The organism is Bacillus sp. Leaf49, assembly GCF_001426125.1.
Lineage (GTDB): Bacteria > Bacillota > Bacilli > Bacillales > Bacillaceae > Bacillus > Bacillus altitudinis.
The window spans coordinates 302,201-318,798 of sequence record NZ_LMRK01000012.1 but is presented as its reverse complement, the minus strand read 5'-3'; the positions used below and the strand labels follow the sequence as shown (position 1 = coordinate 318,798).

Annotated in this window: 18 protein-coding genes; 4 read left to right on the top strand and 14 right to left on the bottom strand. The window is 43.7% G+C overall.

Annotated features, from left to right (window positions below):
* From rfbB to ASG46_RS08325, 9 genes are read right to left on the bottom strand one after another with little or no spacing between them, the layout of a single operon-like run.
* On the bottom strand, window positions 1-966 hold the full coding sequence (gene rfbB, locus ASG46_RS08365) for a dTDP-glucose 4,6-dehydratase (RefSeq protein WP_056704146.1): 966 nt from the start codon (window positions 964-966) through the stop codon (window positions 1-3).
* Window positions 963-1,703, bottom strand: a complete 741-nt coding sequence (locus ASG46_RS08360; RefSeq protein ID WP_050826717.1) for a sugar phosphate nucleotidyltransferase — start codon at window positions 1,701-1,703, stop codon at window positions 963-965. Before ASG46_RS08360 ends, rfbB begins: the two co-directional genes overlap by 4 nt.
* Window positions 1,704-1,705: 2 nt before the next feature.
* Window positions 1,706-2,734, bottom strand: coding sequence for a glycosyltransferase (locus ASG46_RS08355; RefSeq protein ID WP_056704143.1), 1,029 nt, complete (start codon window positions 2,732-2,734; stop codon window positions 1,706-1,708).
* The gene (locus ASG46_RS08350) at window positions 2,731-3,471 is read right to left on the bottom strand and encodes a cytidylyltransferase domain-containing protein (protein WP_056408415.1); all 741 of its coding nucleotides are present in this window, start codon (window positions 3,469-3,471) and stop codon (window positions 2,731-2,733) included. The genes ASG46_RS08355 and ASG46_RS08350 overlap by 4 nt, the downstream gene beginning before the upstream one ends.
* Window positions 3,461-4,585, bottom strand: a complete 1,125-nt coding sequence (locus ASG46_RS08345) for an N-acetylneuraminate synthase family protein (RefSeq protein WP_039165187.1) — start codon at window positions 4,583-4,585, stop codon at window positions 3,461-3,463. The genes ASG46_RS08350 and ASG46_RS08345 overlap by 11 nt, the downstream gene beginning before the upstream one ends.
* A 1-nt stretch (window position 4,586) precedes the next feature.
* Complete coding sequence (locus tag ASG46_RS08340) at window positions 4,587-5,462, bottom strand: GNAT family N-acetyltransferase (RefSeq protein ID WP_056704140.1); 876 nt, start codon at window positions 5,460-5,462, stop codon at window positions 4,587-4,589.
* Window positions 5,459-6,637 carry a DegT/DnrJ/EryC1/StrS family aminotransferase gene (locus ASG46_RS08335; protein ID WP_056704136.1) on the bottom strand — a complete coding sequence of 393 codons (1,179 nt, stop codon included), beginning with the start codon at window positions 6,635-6,637 and terminating at the stop codon, window positions 5,459-5,461. The genes ASG46_RS08340 and ASG46_RS08335 overlap by 4 nt, the downstream gene beginning before the upstream one ends.
* 21 nt (window positions 6,638-6,658) lie before the next feature.
* Window positions 6,659-8,071 carry a capsular polysaccharide export protein, LipB/KpsS family gene (locus tag ASG46_RS08330; protein WP_052320458.1) on the bottom strand — a complete coding sequence of 471 codons (1,413 nt, stop codon included), beginning with the start codon at window positions 8,069-8,071 and terminating at the stop codon, window positions 6,659-6,661.
* 6 nt (window positions 8,072-8,077) lie between these two features.
* Entirely contained in the window at window positions 8,078-8,848 is a 771-nt protein-coding gene (locus ASG46_RS08325; RefSeq protein ID WP_017360119.1) for a glycosyltransferase family 2 protein, read from the bottom strand.
* A gap of 175 nt (window positions 8,849-9,023) precedes the next feature.
* Here ASG46_RS08325 and ASG46_RS08320 point away from each other — a divergent pair, with 175 nt between their 5' ends.
* The 3 genes from ASG46_RS08320 (at window position 9,024) to ASG46_RS08310 (ending at window position 11,355) form a co-directional block, all read left to right on the top strand.
* Window positions 9,024-9,698, top strand: a complete 675-nt coding sequence (locus ASG46_RS08320) for a YIP1 family protein (protein ID WP_056704131.1) — start codon at window positions 9,024-9,026, stop codon at window positions 9,696-9,698.
* Window positions 9,699-10,063: 365 nt separating this feature from the next.
* On the top strand, window positions 10,064-10,606 hold the full coding sequence (gene gerQ / locus ASG46_RS08315) for a spore coat protein GerQ (RefSeq protein ID WP_007497781.1): 543 nt from the start codon (window positions 10,064-10,066) through the stop codon (window positions 10,604-10,606).
* Window positions 10,607-10,737: 131 nt separating this feature from the next.
* Entirely contained in the window at window positions 10,738-11,355 is a 618-nt protein-coding gene (locus ASG46_RS08310; protein ID WP_019743221.1) for a cupin domain-containing protein, read from the top strand.
* Between the two features lie 40 nt (window positions 11,356-11,395).
* Here the strand turns inward: ASG46_RS08310 and ASG46_RS08305 are convergent, their stop codons facing one another.
* The 3 genes from ASG46_RS08305 to ASG46_RS08295 form a co-directional block, all read right to left on the bottom strand.
* Window positions 11,396-11,767, bottom strand: a complete 372-nt coding sequence (locus ASG46_RS08305; protein WP_056704127.1) for a DUF423 domain-containing protein — start codon at window positions 11,765-11,767, stop codon at window positions 11,396-11,398.
* A 67-nt stretch (window positions 11,768-11,834) separates the two neighbouring features.
* A complete protein-coding gene (locus ASG46_RS08300; protein ID WP_007497786.1) occupies window positions 11,835-13,145 on the bottom strand; it encodes a purine/pyrimidine permease in 1,311 nt (436 codons plus the stop codon).
* Window positions 13,146-13,178: 33 nt separating this feature from the next.
* Window positions 13,179-13,511 (bottom strand): YwdI family protein, encoded by a 333-nt coding sequence (locus tag ASG46_RS08295; protein ID WP_008343634.1) that lies wholly within the window; start codon window positions 13,509-13,511, stop codon window positions 13,179-13,181.
* 172 nt (window positions 13,512-13,683) lie between these two features.
* Between ASG46_RS08295 and ASG46_RS08290 the strand changes: the two genes are divergently transcribed.
* On the top strand, window positions 13,684-15,042 hold the full coding sequence (locus tag ASG46_RS08290) for an aldehyde dehydrogenase (protein ID WP_056704125.1): 1,359 nt from the start codon (window positions 13,684-13,686) through the stop codon (window positions 15,040-15,042).
* A gap of 26 nt (window positions 15,043-15,068) precedes the next feature.
* On the opposite strand, the gene ASG46_RS08285 is transcribed toward ASG46_RS08290, so the two are convergent.
* Window positions 15,069-15,755 carry a uracil-DNA glycosylase gene (locus tag ASG46_RS08285; RefSeq protein WP_056704122.1) on the bottom strand — a complete coding sequence of 229 codons (687 nt, stop codon included), beginning with the start codon at window positions 15,753-15,755 and terminating at the stop codon, window positions 15,069-15,071.
* Window positions 15,752-16,579, bottom strand: a complete 828-nt coding sequence (locus ASG46_RS08280) for a glycosyltransferase family 2 protein (protein ID WP_007497795.1) — start codon at window positions 16,577-16,579, stop codon at window positions 15,752-15,754. Before ASG46_RS08280 ends, ASG46_RS08285 begins: the two co-directional genes overlap by 4 nt.
* Window positions 16,580-16,598: the final 19 nt, after the last annotated feature.

Here is a 16,598-nt window from a genome sequence, read left to right as displayed (position 1 = left end):
TCACCCTTCTTCACTTTGATCATATTTGGCACGATACCAATCGATCGTTTTTTCGATACCTTTTTCGAATGAAGTTGCCTGCACCCAGCCAAGCTCTTCTTTTAGCTTACTGGCATCAATGGCATACCGCCTGTCATGCCCTTTTCGGTCTTGAATAAACGCGATTTGGTCATGAGAGATACCTAGATGTGTGAGAATGGTTTTGGTTAAATCAAGATTTGTTTTCTCGTTGCCGCCGCCAATATTGTACACCTGACCGGCTGTTCCGTTTTCTACTACTTGTTTTACGGCTCTCGCATGATCCTCTACATACAGCCAATCGCGGATCTGCTTGCCGTCTCCGTATATCGGAATCTTTTCACCATTGACCGCTTTTCTAATAATGGTTGGGATTAATTTTTCTTCATGCTGATAAGGTCCGTAGTTGTTGCTGCATCTTGTGATCATGGCGGGTAGTTGGTGGGTGTGGATGTAAGATTTCACAAGCAGGTCTGAACTTGCCTTGCTTGCTGAATAAGGATTATTCGGTGAGAGTGGTGTTTGTTCTGTGAAAGCAGGATCATCCGGCTCTAAATCTCCATATACTTCATCTGTGGAAATATGAATGAGTTTTTTCGCCTTTCCCTTTAAAACAGCTTCAAGCATACGATAGGTACCAAGGACATTTGTTTGGATAAAGGGTTCTGCTGACTCAATACTGCGATCGACATGTGATTCTGCTGCGAAATGAATGATGGCATCATAGGCTTCATCAAATACTTGATCCAGTTCGTCTTGCAGCGTGATATCTCCTTGGACAAAACGGAAATGAGGCAGCTTTGATAAATATTCCATTTCCTCTGGATGACTGGCATATGTTAATTTATCAAATACGGTAAGCCGGACATCGGATTCTTGAAGCAGCAGCTTCACAAAATTCAGTCCAATAAACCCTGCTCCACCTGTAATTAAATAAGACTTCGTCATTCGTATCCCTCTTTTTCCTTCATCGTTTCAAACATTTTTATAGATGCTTCGTGGAGAGATTCATGTGTTCCTGCATCAATCCACCACCCTTTTAACATATCATAGGTCAGCTGGCTATTTGAGATGTAGAGATTGTTCACATCAGTAATCTCTAGTTCACCTCGATCTGACGGCGAGATTTCCTCGATATATTGAAAGACGTCTTGATCATAAAAATAGATGCCCGTGACGCAGTAAGATGACCTTGGGTGCTCTGGCTTTTCTTCTATTGATAAAATTCGATGATGAGCAGGATCAATTTCTGCAATGCCAAACCGTTTTGGATCTGCCACCTCTTTCAATAAAACCTTGGCTCCGCTTTCTTGTTGCCTAAAGGCGTCGACAAAAGGGCATAATGAATCTTCAAAAACATTATCACCAAGCATCAGCACAAATTTTTCCCCTTTAACAAAGGGCTTTGCATAGGATAAACCATCGGAAATACCAGACGCTTCTGGCTGTACTTGATACACAATGTTCATCCCAAGTTCACGATCATCTTCCAGTAACTTTTGAAACAACGGAATTTGTTCTTCCTGTGAAATCAGCATCACATCTACAATTCCTGCTTCTTTCAGTTTGAATAATGACCAATAAATCATCGGGTATGGACCAACCGGCAGCAAGTGTTTGTTGAAAATCTTCGTTAATGGTGCCAGCCGTGATCCCTTTCCTCCTGCTAAAATAACTCCCTTCACATCTACACATCCTTATGTTCTTTTTGGTGTGAATTCATGAGGTGTATAAGAATGTTTTTCACTCGTTCGATTCCTTTTCCATCAATGAGTGAACGTCCATTAAGATGAATGCTTCTGCGGAGAAAATAGCTGTCAGACAGTTTTTGAACAGCTTGCAACAGGTCTTTTTCTTCCACAAGGTCACCTAATCCAAGGTGAAAACAAGCGCCCTTTTGCGCAAACATGCTCGCTGTCACTGCTTGGTGATCTACTTGCGATAGGACAATGCTGGGCACCCCGATACAAATTACCTCATATAACGTCATACCGCCTGCTACGATAGCCACATCAGCTTCTGATAAAAGAACCGGTAGTTGATCTGTATGTTGGATGAATTGGATATGTTCCGCCTCTACTTGCTCTTTGATGTGAGAGGCTTTTCCTGCGACCGCTAAAATGTCTAGGTGATTTGTTTGAAGAAGCGCCGATACAGCCTTTGATAACAGGCCGCACGGATCACTGCCACCAAGGCTGATGACCACCTTTTTACATTCTTTCCGAACCTCATATGTGTCTTTGAATCGATTAATCTCGTGATCTAACAATAAATAGGGTGTTCCATGATAATAAGCCGTGCCATTAACCTGCTCGTGCTTCCCGTCCAGACCGCCATAAATGCCGTTTATGACCGTGTCTGCAAGCTGACAGGCTTCCTCTCTTTTTTCCTCAAATAAGACCAATCTCGCACTGCCACAGGAGTCTTTGATCGTTTGAAGAAACTGAAGATCACAATCAAGAACATCTATGACTAAAAGGTCAGGCTTTAGCTTTTTGATGTCTTGTTGGACCTGGAGAAGCGCATTCGACTCATGCACCATCTGAACGTGCCACTCTGGGTGCGAAAGCATTTCTACACAAATCTGATCATTTGTATAGAAATATAAGTTGTTCCCTTCCTGAAGCAGTTCTTTTGCCAAACGTTTCATTCTGACGACATGACCCATTCCTCTTAAAAAACCCCCATAAACAACAATCATGATTTTTTTGTTCATTCAGCATCCTTCTGTCTCACAGATTGATTCAAACGAACAATGTCTGGATGTTGTTCACAGATGGAAATGAGCTCAGCTGTCGGCACAGCAATAGAACCACCAGCTTTCTCTAATAAACAGGTAGCAAACACATAATCTTCTTCTGTATCAATCGTGAATCGATAAGCAGGATATGCAAGTTCTTTGGGCGGTGTGAATAATTGAAGGTGAAATTGCTCGGGATGCTTTCTGATATACAGCGTGACATGCTCACGTTCTGAATAAGTGAGGGGAAATTTGTCGATTTCACATAAAATAGATGCCTCAATCATTTCCCCGGAAATACCGAGTGGTGTTCCGTTCGTATATGTGTAATCAGCCTTTTCCTGTCTATGTTTTTCAAGCATTTTCGACAAAAGCGAAGGATCTATAAATGGATTGTCTCCCGTTAAACGTACAACCGTTTTAGGTTCAAATTGGCGGACAATCTGCGCAAACCGCTCAAGCACATCTGTCTCACTGCCTCGAAACACCTTATAGCCCTTTGACATACAGTATTGAGCCAAATAGTCATCCTCTGGCTCGACCGTTGTGGCAATCATAAGGTTTTGCATTTTGTGATGGTAATCATCTGATTGCTTCACCCGCTCCACAATCAAATCAATCAGCGCCATGCCGCCGATCGGTTTCATCACTTTTTTGGGCAGTCTTGTTGACCCCATCCTAGCCTGAATGACAAAAAGTACATCATGCATCATCTCGAGACTCCTGCATGAGTACGTCTTTCCACGAAACACCTGTATGAGCTGGGATGTCTCTCACAGCCTTTGTGCCAAGTAAAATCGGCATATATCGCGGATGCAACCCCTGATTTTTTTGTCCAGGGCGCAGCACAGCTACATTTTCTGACGTGAGGGTCTCTCCCTTTGCAATGCCTTTTGTCGTAAAAATTCCTCGATACGCAAATTCTCGAATCTGCCCTTCAATGGCTGTTGTCGTTTTATAAGAACTGCCAAGAAGCTCCTCTGGTAATGAATGAACGTCTATTTCCGCTTGATTCCGCTGCTTTTCTGCTGCTCGAATGTGCTGAACCATTTCCTTTAATTCTTCAGGATTAAGAGCAAATGAATGATCCGCTCCGGGTAATGTTTTATCTATTGTAAAATGTTTTTCAATCATTGCTGCCCCGAGCTTCACAGCGGCTACTGGTGCTTCCGTCGGGTGTTCACTATGATCTGAAAAGCCAATGACTGCTTCAGGGAAAGCGGATCTTAAGGTTTGAATCACCCGCAGGTTCGTATATGCTCTAGGCGCTGGATACTTTGCCACACAATGCATGATGGCGACTTGCTTATTTTGCTGGCTCGTAATCGTTTCGTATGCTTCATGAACATCTGCAATGGTGGCTCCAGCTGTTGAAAAAATGATCGGCTTTTGAAAAGAAGCCGTATGACGCAAAAGAGGCAAATGGTTGATTTCATAGGATGCCAGTTTAAAAGCAGGTGGATTCGTTTGATTCAATAAATCTGCCGATTCTTCATCACACACGGTGCTTAAAAACATCAGTCCTTTTTCCTTACAACGTCTCAATAAGACAGGCAGCCATTCTGGCGGCAGCTCCATTTGTTCCACTAAAGAAAAAATAGACACTTCTTCTCCTTTGGCCGTTTCGTATAACCCCGGTTCCTTTTGATACATCCGATCCGCTTGAAACATTTGAAACTTCACCGCATCAGCCCCTGCTTCTTTTGCCACATCAATTAAAGCAAGTGCCTGATCCAGCTTTCCATCATGGTTAATGCCTGCCTCTGCAATGATAAAGACAGGCGCATCATCTCCCACTTTGCGATCTCCGATATAGAAATGCGCCATCTTACCTCTCTCCTTTTTTCGGCCACACATGGTAATACAAAAAGGCATTTGTTGTCCTAAACCCCATCTTTTCGTACAGCTGGATGGCTGTCGTATTATGAAGCTGTGTCCCCGCAGAAATGAAGTGATGCCCCCTGTGATGAGACACTTTCATCATCTCAATAAACAGCTTTTTTCCGATCCCTTTTCCTTGAACATCCGGTCTAATCGCAAAAAGCTCAAGCCCCATCTCATGCCCCTTTGTCATACCTTGAATCAAGCCAACCACTTCATCATTCACCTTAGCAACGAGGTTGATATCTGCGCGTCCGAATAGGTTGTTTCTCATCCACTCCTGATAAAAATGCTGAACAACCCGCTGGTCTAAATATGGATCAAGGGCATAACGGCTTTTCACAAAAGCCCGATCACCTAGTAAGACCGCCTCATCGTAATCCTTTTCATCTGGCACACCCATCACCACATCTTGATCTGATAATGGCATCTCCATGAGGGCAGGCGGTGCCTCAAGCCTAGTGAGACCACCGACATAATACACATGGGATAGTTTTTGAACAATGCGGTTTTTTTCAAGATCAGCCGCCTCAAGACGTAAAAAGAAAAAATCACATTTTTCTGTTCTCATCCAATTGATGAACCTCTCCATCAATTCTTTAAAGAGCAGCGCTGATTCAGCTTCCACAAACTTCACATGAAAAATATGCTTGTCAAAAATGCCGCTCTCCCATTTGGACCATTCGTATAGCAGCACTGCTTTGAGCTTAGCACCGCTGACAAGAGCAAACTGCTTGAATCCTGTCATGCGTTCCGCTTCATGCCCATATGTTTTCAGCCAAGCTGCCAGCACCTGATCATCTATTGCATGAACGACTTTCATGAAGAGGCCTTCTTGTCATTTAAAATTGACACGACTGCGGTGATGACATCCTGCACATCTTCATCTGTCATACTTGGATAGAGCGGGAGCGAAAGCGTTCGTTTGTAATAAGTGAGTGCCTCAGGGAAATCCTCTGGTGAATGGTTGTAGGTCTCTTGATAATATGGATGCAAGTGAACGGGAATAAAATGAACACTCGTGCCGATTTTATATTCCTTTTGCAGCTGATCAATCATGTCATCGCGTGTGATCATTGCTTCTTTTGGATCAACTTGCAGCACATATAAATGCCACGCATGTCTTCCCTCATCATGTACAGGCGGCAAGATGAGACCAGCTTCATGTTGAAATGCCTGATTGTATGTCTTCGCAATCTGTTCTCTACGTGTCTGCATCTCCTTCAACCGGCTTAGCTGAACGAGCCCTAACGATGCTTGCACGTCAAACATGTTCATTTTATAGCCCGGTTCCTCGACCTCGTAATACCATGTTCCCTTTTCTCCATAACGATTCCACGCTCCCTTACTCATCCCGTGAAGCGCCAGCCTTCTGATTCTAGCCGCAAGTGCATCATCATTTGTCGTCAGCATGCCGCCTTCACCAGTCGCTATGTTTTTCGTTGCATAGAAGCTAAAAGCGGTCGCATCACCAATTGATCCAATCGGTTGATCATGATAGGTCGTATAGAGGGCATGAGCGGCATCCTCCAGCACGAACAAATCATATTTTTTGGCAACCGCTAAAATTTGGTCCATATCACACGATTGACCAGCAAAATGTACAGGGACAACCGCTTTCGTATGTGGTGTAATGGCCGCTTCTAATTTTTTCGCATCTAGATTGAGTGTCGCCGGATCAATATCCACGAAAATAGGGGCTGCTCCCGTATGGATGATCGTATTGGCTGTTGCGCAGAACGTCAGAGGCGTTGTGATGACCTCATCACCAGCTCCAATGCCTCTCGCCTTTAACGCTAAAAATAGAGCAGCTGTACATGAATTGACTGCTATTGCGTGCTTCGCTCCAGTCAGCTGCCTAAACTCTTCTTCAAACTGTCTAACTTTTGGTCCGGTGGACAACCAGCCGGACTTTAATGTTCCAATGACTTCATCAATTTCTTCCTGTTCAATAAAAGGCAGTGCATAAGGAAGAAATTGTGCTCTCTTTTGTCCCATATCGCTTGCACACCCCTATCTTCATCTCTGAAAATCCACGCCTGTTTTTGTTTTGAGCAGAGAAAGCAGAACATCGGTCGATTGTGCATGCGGATAATGCTCTTGAATGAAACGAGCTCCTTGCTGTTTCGCCAGCTTCATTTCTTGTTCATCCGATAAAATACGGATCGCTTTCTCGGCCAACTCAATAGGGTTTTCCATGTGGCAGCTGCCAAGCGACTCGTAATAAGGGTATCTTCTGCCTTCTGTCATTTTTCCAATCAGTACACTCTTTTTAAAGAGCATTGCTTCCAGACCAACTGTTGATGTGAGCGTAATGACCATATCCATATACGGCAGGAGGTCATACAAGTCGATCTCTTTTTTAATTAATCTCACATGGTTCCCCGCACGTTCAATCGCTGTGTAGTCATTTAATCGATTTCGAGCGATTTCCCACGGATGCGGCTTCATAATCAGCTGAATATCTTTCCGTTTTGCAATCGTTTTAAGAACATCACCGTAAAAGGCTTCTGAAAACGGCTGTGTTGCCACGAGCACAGTCTTTTTGGCAGGATTGAAGTTCAATTTACGAAAGACCATTTCCTGTTGAAGCGGTGTTCGCTCCTGCACCAAATCAAATCTCGGGTGACCTGTGATCTCCACCTGCTCAGGCTGACAGCCTTTGTCTACATACCAGTCCTTTTCATATTTTCCAAACACTCCGTGGCAGGTGGTGAAAATCGGTAAAAAGGCTTCGTCTCCCATGAGCGCACCGTGCTGAAGACAAATACTTGTGAGATGGCGTTTCACGGTTTGCAAGGCGAGCACACGGCTATATGCATCCTCCGTCGTACCAACTACGACAGCTGTGATTGGCTGCATCTCAAATAGCGTTTCTATTTGGTCAATCACATCAATAAATTGCACAATGTCCTTCCGAAGCTTTTCTCTAAAAAAGACATTGCCAAAGACAGGATGCTGGGCGTAAGGTTTCAATAGAGCATTTGCTTTTTCAATATATTCAACATGGGCTTCTTTATTAACCTCTCCGGCTAATTCCGGCTTGCTGATCACCGGTAATCCGAAATAATCAGCCTTCTTCCAGCGCGCGAGCACCACTGTTTGGTTCGGATGGAACCGCGTGTAATTTTGTTCAGTAAAACGCAGGTGTTCAAAGTGAAGCAGCACCTTTCCATGACTCGGACGATAAGGGATACGCTTGATTTGCTGTTTATGCTGATCAAAAAATGGCTGAATGTCTTGCGGCTTTGGGCAAGTCGTTGTCAGCTCTTCACCAAACGCCTCATCTTCCATACGTTCCCTCACTTCAGGGCTGATGTATTGATAAAAATTACTGATTAATCCAAGGGGGATGTGGCGATAGGTTAAGTCTTTCATCAGATTCACATACTCAAAGTACACCTGCCAATAATGATGAATATAATGCGACACTTAAGGTCACCTCCCATGTCTTTGTTTTAATATATGACGGAGCTCCCTGCAGGTAGACTGCGGAGGAAGTGCTTGAATAAAATCGCTTTTCTCTTCTTCTGCCAACTGATAATGAATAGACTGTTCTGTGATGTAGTTTGTATCCAATACCTCATCAAAAGGGTAGAACGGATAAAAGTGATTTAATCTAAAAAAGAACCGGGCATCTCCTATTCGATAAAAATGCGGACTCTCGTCCCAGTAGGATCCAAACTCAGCACGAATCTTTGTTAAAATGGATGCACGATGTACAACCGAGCAGTGATCAATGGCACAAGGTGCATTCCACTGCACCGTTTGCGCAGGTCGAATCGTTTCCTTTACTGGCTCTTTTTCGCTATTTAAATAGATAACTTTTGAACTAGAATAGACAATTTCTTCATTCGGACGAGCATCTAAATATTTCGTGAGCTTCTCTAAACGGTCTGGTGCATAGACATTGTCATCTGTGGCATAGGAAATATACTCGCCCTTTGCCTGTTCTAATGCTTGATTAATGAGGACGGCATAGCGTGTTTTCGCCGTTCTTTCCTCCAGCGTTTTCACCCCGCTTTGGATAAAATGGACGCGTGGATCTTTACGGAAAGGCTCAATAGCAGCAAGAGTTTGTTCGTTTGATCCATCATCCATGATAAAAAGTTCAAGGTCTGACAAGGTCTGCTGCAGCACCGCTTCAATTGATCTGCCAACGTAGGCCGCTTTGTTGTAGCTCGTCATAATGACCGTTACTTTCGTCAATGTTTTCACCTCGGTCTCTTTTAAACTATGGTTATCATATGTGTCTCCTCTTAAAGAGACTGTAGAGTGACCTATTTTTTATAAAATTGGATTTTTTTCATGATCTATCTTTGAAAAACGTAAAAATTTTGGTAATATAAGTAATCATTTATGTGTATTAAAGGAGTAAAGAACATTGGAGTATATGAAGAGTGATCTCTCCCAAGAAGAGGAAGCAAAAGGTTTTTTTCGATTCTTTAAAATTTTTGTCGCGACAAAAACGATTATTCGCTCATATGAACATACCTCTATTCCCATGTGGCTGATGATACTCCTTGCAAGTATCGCTGGTACAAGCTGGATGTACGAAGGGTATTTTAGTGAGTATATGGGCAATCATATTCCATATCCTTTTATTCTGTTACACGGAGCAGGTTTTGGTATTTTAGTAGGCAATTTTCTTCTATTTTTCGGTTCATTCATTTTACAGTGGTTAGGACGACTGTTTTTTGGCAGTAAAGCGCCGTATCGAGATGTGCTCAAAGCTTGCACACTGACGGTCATTTTTCCTTCCACCTTATTTGCTCTTACTTGGATTATTACTGTGGGGTTGCTTGGTCCGTATACATTTGTGAAAATCTCACCCTATTTAGACCAGCACTATGAAGTATGGTATTATCTCAGCGTTTTACCACTGGTTGATGCGTATACCAAGGCATGGATATTTGGGATGGCTGTTTTAGGCCTTGTTGCTGTGATGAAGCTGAGAATATGGCAGGCCTTTATCATTGCCATCACACCGATAGCCTTATTTTTTCTCATCATGACCCTTCTTTATGACGTCCAGCGGGCTATGAATTGGTTGATGTAAACAGGCATTCCTTAGATTGTTGGAAACCTTTGCAGTCTAGGCAGTACGAATATGGGGTTTGTATGAATACTGAGGAACTGCACAAAGCAGTTCCTCAGATTGTTGACAAAGTTTGCAGTCTAGGAAGGACGAGCATCGGCGCGGAGCGAATTTGACATTCGTGAGCACCGAAGCGCAGGACTGACACCGAATGCGAGGGTTTGTCTACACGCTGAGGAACTGCACAAAGCAGTTCCTTTTTTTCGTTCAATGTACATATTCTCTCTTCCTGTCTCATAGTGTGAAAGAGAAAAAGAATGCTATGGAAACAACAGGCGCTTTTCTGCCTTCTGTTTAGAACACCATGAGGAAAGAGGAGGAACGTTATGAAATTGAAAAATCAATTTGGGCAAGGTTCGGGTTTCGAAGGTCAAGATTTTCGCCAGCAACAATATGGAGCAAATCCGTATCCTGCGCAGCAGATGGGTTATTCAGTCCCTCCCCAAACGCAGGGTCAAATGCAAGGTCAAATGCAGCAGGGGTATTCGCCAATGCCGTCTACTGGTACTTCACAAGGAGGCCAAGGTGGGCAAAGTGGCGGGCAACCCTATCAAATTCCTTCGGGACCGATTTATCAGCAGAACGTCACCGGTCAGCTGCCGCTTGAGCAGTCCTATATTGAAAATATTTTACGATTAAACCGCGGCAAAGTAGCCACGATCTATATGACGTTTGAGGCAAGTAAAGAATGGAACTCTAAGATTTTTAGAGGGGTCATTGAGGCCGCAGGACGTGATCACATTATCATCAGTGATAACAAAACTGGGACACGATACTTATTGTTAACAATCTACCTTGATTACATTACGTTTGATGGGGAAATTCAATATGACTATCCATACTCGATGTCTACGTATTCTCCGAGATAACCTCAAGGTCCTATCAGCAGCAAGGTGCAGACGCCCTTGCTTTTTTCTTTTGTCTAGGTTTTTGACACACCTTCGGGGGAAGGCTCATAAGATGCCTAGTAGTTTTTATTAAACGCCTAGAGGTGACATCAATGACTGTTGAGCTGGATTATACATCGCCGAATGTCAAATATTCATTTGATCTGAACCAAAGCCCCCTTGTGAAATATGATCAACACAACCTGATTAATGTTTTAGGAAAAAAACAATTAAATTCGCTCGATCAAGTATCTCTGCTGGATATATATTTGAGTAAAAGCAAAGTAGTAGAGCCTCATTATCATCAAAATGCTGCCGAGCTTGTTTATTGTATCGCCGGCTCTGCTGCTGTATCCATGCTGAACCCTTTTACAAAAAAGCTGTCCACCTACACCATTACCCCCGGGCAGGTAGCCAATGTGCCACAAGGCTGGTGGCATTACGAAGTCGCCTTACAGGACAAAACCCATTTGTTAGCCATTTTTAACGCATCGACACCAGAAGTCATCTTAGGTTCAGACCTTCTAACCCTCACGCCTTCACACATCATGGCACATACTTATTGCATGAACGAAACGCAGTGGAAGCAGGCGACGCAGCCTGTGAAGCCTGGTGTGTTTATCGGGCCTTTCTGCCACCGGGAGGAAGAGACACAAACGCACCCTGTCCCCCCTTCCCACTATGTACCTTATTATCAAGCACCTCCGAACTATTCTCCTTATTGGAGTTAAGAAAAAACCGATGCCCCTATGAGAGCATCGGTTTTCTATCTTATAAATTTTTTGCTGCTGCAATCACTAGCATGATCCAAGAAGCGATAAATGCCACTCCGCCAATTGGTGTAATGGCACCTAGAATCTTCACCTGAGTCAAGGCAAGCACATAAAGGCTTCCTGAGAAGAAAAGAATGCCTGCCAGCATCACCCAGCCAGAGGTCGGCACTAGAGAAACACCTGACAGCTTATCTGCCAGAAAGGCGACAATAAACAGGCCAATGGCATGGAACATCTGATATTGAACCCCTTTATTCCATATCTCAATATACTTTTCAGGAATTTTCCCTTCCAGTCCATGTGCACCGAAGGCTCCAAGACCAACCGCAAGCATGGCGTTAATGGCACCTAATATGAAAAATAGTTTCATTCGTCATTCTCCTTATCTCATCTATTATGTTTATCATAGCGCGGGTCTTATCCAACATTCAACTTTCCTATGATGCTGACACGAGATTGTCGGATTTCTTTTTCTTTCGCAGTAGCACTTGATCGACCACAATTGCAATCAGCGTACCAAGCACAAGACCATTGCTCAATAAAGAAATCAGCACAGGATGCATGCCTTTCAATGCCCCCTGCGGCACAAACATTGCGCCCACGCCTGCTAAAACAGCGATGCCAAGCACAAATCGAATGCGCGGGATGTCTTCTTTTTCATACTGATCGAATTCAGACATAGCAATCCCAATCATAGAAGAGAACACCACAAAGTTCACAGCCAGCCCCACAGGAGAAGGCAATGCAGAGAAAAAGCTCATCAATAATGGAAATAAACTAATGAGGACAATGAGCAGACTGCCAAGGAAAAATGGCTTTCTCGATGGAATTTTGGTTGTTTGTATAAAACCCGCTGCCCCTGAAATAGGAACAGGCGCAATCGCTCCAATCAGTCCGCTTAGCAAATGACCAAATGCGGCGACAAAACCAGCCGGTCTGGCTCGTTTCCGCTCACGCAGTTCACCGAATGCCTTCACGGAACTTTCCACAATTCGAATACTTGCCAGCATATTCACAATGAGTAAGATCGTAATAAAAAAGGACGTGACAAGCAGTCCACTGTCAAAGACCGGCATGCCAAACGGAAACAGTTTTGGAAACTCAATGATCTGCTCAGGAATGCGAACAGGCTTCGCTAGTCCGAGTAAAGCAAATAACAGCCAGCCGCCTGCAAGTGCGAATAACACAGAAAACTGTCTTAAATAATGCCATTTTGAGCGGCTGATCATGAAGGTGATGACAATAATCAAGATCGATAGACAAAACACAAGCCCATCTACCTGATTTCCCCGATAGCCGATCCCCATCAGCCCTTTCATGATTGGCTGACTTAACTGCACAACAAGCAGCAGCAAATAAATACCTGTGACAACCGGCGTAAATAAAGACGCAAGCCAATTAATGATTTTAAAGAGACTAAAAATAAAAAAGAACGCTGCACTAAAAATTAACGCCCCTTGCAATGCTTGCAAGGTTTCAGGATATGTAGCAAAAATCGTCCCTGTCATGCCTGCATAAAGGGTATATACCCCCCACCACAGCCCTGCTGGACTTTCATTGATCGGCAGCATATGACCGCATAAACACTGCACCATCGCCACAAGTCCAAGTGAAAAGAATGTACTCTGAATCAGTTCCGCCGACTGCACTTGATTTAATTCAAATGCTTGTGCAATCGCAATCGGCACAGCAATAGAAGCTGCGATAAAAAATGCCATCCACTGAATGGCGCCCAAAAATAGTTTCAACCCGATCACCTTCCCTTTGTCGTGACAAGACCATTAAAAATCAAAAATAGAGTCACCGTTGCCATCTTTCTCTTGTTGACCCTCTTCTTTATGCTGAAATTTCTTTGCACCGCTAGTGCCCATCAATTTCTCTAGCATGGCTTGATCCGTAGACACAGCCGGTGCAGATGGTGTCTGTATAGATGGAGGTGGTGAAATAACCGAAGACTGCGGCATTTGCACCTGTGATGATGTGTCGAGAATGACATCACATAGTGAAGAAATGACCGCCGCTTGACGTTTCACCTCTTCATCATTTCCACTTTGTTTTGCTTTTTGAATGGCTTCTTCCATTTTTTGAAGCAGACTTGATATATGAATATTCAAGGGTAGACCCTCCAATCTAAAAAATTCGTTTTCCAACATTATTTTACCAAATGAACAAACCGAATGGGCTCATTTTTTCAAAGCTGTGTGCTTCTGTTCATCTGATTTGACCCTTCTCCATGATTCACACATAATAATAAAGAAACAATAGTGTCTTTGAAAGGACTGAAAGATGAACAAACTCACTGAACTCATTCACAAACAAAAAAACGTGCAAACACCAGCGGTTCAAGAACGAATCCGTCTTCTTAACGATTTGAAAAAAGCCATTAAACATCATGAAAAGGACATATTACAAGCCTTAGCCCATGATTTACATAAATCCGAACAGGAAGCCTATACAACAGAAATTGGCATGGTATATGAAGAGATCAATCATACCGTCAAACATCTTCACAAATGGGCCAAACCATCTCGCGCGAAAACACCTCTGACCCATATCGGATCAAAAAGTATGATCATTAAGGAACCGTACGGAAGTGTTCTGATTATTGCCCCTTGGAACTATCCTTTCCAATTAGCCCTTTCGCCATTAGTTGGAGCCATTTCTGCGGGAAATGCCGTTACTTTAAAACCGTCAGAATTAACGCCGCACGTCTCAAACGTGATTGGCACGATTGTGGAAAGCGTGTTTCAAGAAGATCTTGCAGCGGTCGTTGAAGGCGGTGTGGATGTCAGCACAGAGCTTCTGAAACTGCCATTTGATTATATTTTCTTTACTGGAAGTGTAGCCGTCGGCAAAGTCGTCATGGAAGCGGCCGCAAAACATCTGACACCTGTCACACTTGAGCTCGGCGGAAAAAGTCCATGCATTGTCATGCCTGATGCAGACATCAAGCTCGCTGCAAAACGAATCACCTTTGGTAAATTCACGAATGCTGGTCAAACATGCATTGCACCAGACTATTTACTTGTTCATGAATCGATCAAAGAGGACCTATTGCGTGAAATGACGACCTGTATCCGTGACTTTTACGGGGACCAACCTGAAACAAATCCGCATTTCGGAAAAAATGTCAGCCAGCGTCATTTTGATCGACTTTCACAATTTCTCTCAAATGGCACGATTGTGACAGGTGGAAAGCGTAATGAACAAGAGCTCAAAATCGCACCGACCATTTTAGATCATATTACATGGGAAGATCCTGTGATGCAGGAGGAAATTTTCGGACCTATTTTGCCTGTCATCACATTTGACTCTCTTCAAGAGGCAGCTGACATGATTAAGGCAAGGCCGAAGCCGCTCGCTCTTTACTTATTTACAACCAATAAAGAAACAGAAGCTTATATTCTAGACAACCTCTCATTTGGCGGGGGTTGCATCAATGATACGCTGATGCATGTCGCCACTCCATACTTACCATTTGGAGGCGTTGGTGAAAGCGGTATCGGACGATATCATGGAAAAGAAAGCTTTTTCACCTTTACGCATGAAAAAAGCGTCCTGCGCCAGACCAATCGCTTTGATTTTTCTTTCCGCTATCCAAATGCGAAAAACGGACTCGACATTGTCCGTAAATTTTTAAAATAAACAGGACGAAGGGATTTCCCCTCGTCCTATTTTGATTCGATGTCCTTGATACACCAGTTGATTTCATCGATCCCCATTTGCTTTAAATAGGCGTTTACTTTTGAGAACGGACGACTGCCAAAAAAGCCGTTTCTTGCGGAAAAAGGACTTGGATGAGGTGACTCAATGATGTAATGCTTGCTTTGATCAATACGTTCTTTTTTATTTTGCGCATGTCTGCCCCAAAGCACAAAAACGACTGGCTGATCTCGGTCATTCAGGACGTCGATGACGCGGTCTGTCACACGTTCCCAGCCTTTGCCTTTATGCGAGTTCGCTTCCCCTTTTCTTACAGTGAGCACGGTGTTTAACAGCAAGACCCCCTGCTCTGCCCAGCTGACAAGCGAGCCATGGTTAGGGACCGGACAGCCGAGGTCATCCTTTAGCTCCTGAAAAATATTTCTCAAAGAAGGCGGATGCTTGACACCATGCTGAACAGAAAAGCTTAATCCGTGTGCCTGTCCTGGACCATGATAAGGGTCTTGTCCCAAAATCACGACCTTCACATCTTCATACGACGTCAAATGGAGGGCACGATAAATGTCATCTGGCTTTGGAAACACGATCTGCGTACGATATTCTTCCTTTACCCACTCACGTAATTCCTGATAATATGGCTGTTCAAATTCACTTTTCATCACAGCCCACCAGCTATCATTTAAAAATGGCTTCATTGCGGTTGTCCTCCTTCTGTCTGCTGTGCCAATCTTGAGATCATCGGTTTTCCATCCCATACAATCTCACTCTCTGATTCTCGTTTTTTCATCGCTGGTTCTTCTAATAGGACAGCAAAGTTCGCTGTCGGCAAATCACCGAGCCCATGCTTTTCACTCAGGTCATCTAAATAGTTCTTCCTTGTTTCACCAAGATCACTCGACTGATTGCCCCCACCATCAAAGAACGCATAGATCACACTGGCAGCTGGCACTCGTTTGGCTCGTGCATGCTGCGTAACACGCAGGAAAAAGTCCCAGTCCCAGTAGTGATGCATCGCTGGATCAAAATAGCCGATCTCATCATGTATGCGGCGTTTGTACATACTGCCAGAAGGAACATATGTAGAAAAAACACGCATGTCCTCAATGTCCGCTGTATAAGCAAACAAACGTCTTGATACTGGAAAACGAGTCGCACCTCGTTCTTCAAACGAAACAATTTCCGCATCCGAAAAGACAAAATCAGCGTCTTCCAGCGCCTTGCTCATACGTTCAATATGACAAGGTGTAAAATAATCATCGTCATCACTCAGCATAATGACGTCACCTGTCAGCTCACGCACGCCAACATTTCTTGCGTTCACATGCTGGACATTCTCATCTAAATGAATCAAGCGAATTGGCAGCTCTGGATAGAGTTCCTGAATCACGTCCACTCGCTCTCCTGCATCATTTACGACCACAATTTCAAAAGGCTGTACGCTTTGTCTCGAGATGGATTCAAGCAGTTCACACAATGCGCTCAGCCGGTTATGTGTCACAATTAGTAAAGAAATCTTCATATCGGCCTAACTCCTTTAA

Coding starts and splice junctions, on each gene's coding strand:
- ASG46_RS08340 (WP_056704140.1), bottom strand. CDS start 5,462: ATGAAAGTCGTTCATGCAATAGATGATCAGGTGCTGGCAGCTTGGCTG.
- ASG46_RS08310 (WP_019743221.1), top strand. CDS start 10,738: ATGACTGTTGAGCTGGATTATACATCGCCGAATGTCAAATATTCATTT.
- ASG46_RS08285 (WP_056704122.1), bottom strand. CDS start 15,755: ATGAAGCCATTTTTAAATGATAGCTGGTGGGCTGTGATGAAAAGTGAA.
- rfbB (WP_056704146.1), bottom strand. CDS start 966: ATGACGAAGTCTTATTTAATTACAGGTGGAGCAGGGTTTATTGGACTG.
- ASG46_RS08280 (WP_007497795.1), bottom strand. CDS start 16,579: ATGAAGATTTCTTTACTAATTGTGACACATAACCGGCTGAGCGCATTG.
- ASG46_RS08305 (WP_056704127.1), bottom strand. CDS start 11,767: ATGAAACTATTTTTCATATTAGGTGCCATTAACGCCATGCTTGCGGTT.
- ASG46_RS08355 (WP_056704143.1), bottom strand. CDS start 2,734: ATGAACAAAAAAATCATGATTGTTGTTTATGGGGGTTTTTTAAGAGGA.
- ASG46_RS08335 (WP_056704136.1), bottom strand. CDS start 6,637: ATGGGACAAAAGAGAGCACAATTTCTTCCTTATGCACTGCCTTTTATT.
- ASG46_RS08345 (WP_039165187.1), bottom strand. CDS start 4,585: ATGGCGCATTTCTATATCGGAGATCGCAAAGTGGGAGATGATGCGCCT.
- gerQ (WP_007497781.1), top strand. CDS start 10,064: ATGAAATTGAAAAATCAATTTGGGCAAGGTTCGGGTTTCGAAGGTCAA.
- ASG46_RS08290 (WP_056704125.1), top strand. CDS start 13,684: ATGAACAAACTCACTGAACTCATTCACAAACAAAAAAACGTGCAAACA.
- ASG46_RS08350 (WP_056408415.1), bottom strand. CDS start 3,471: ATGATGCATGATGTACTTTTTGTCATTCAGGCTAGGATGGGGTCAACA.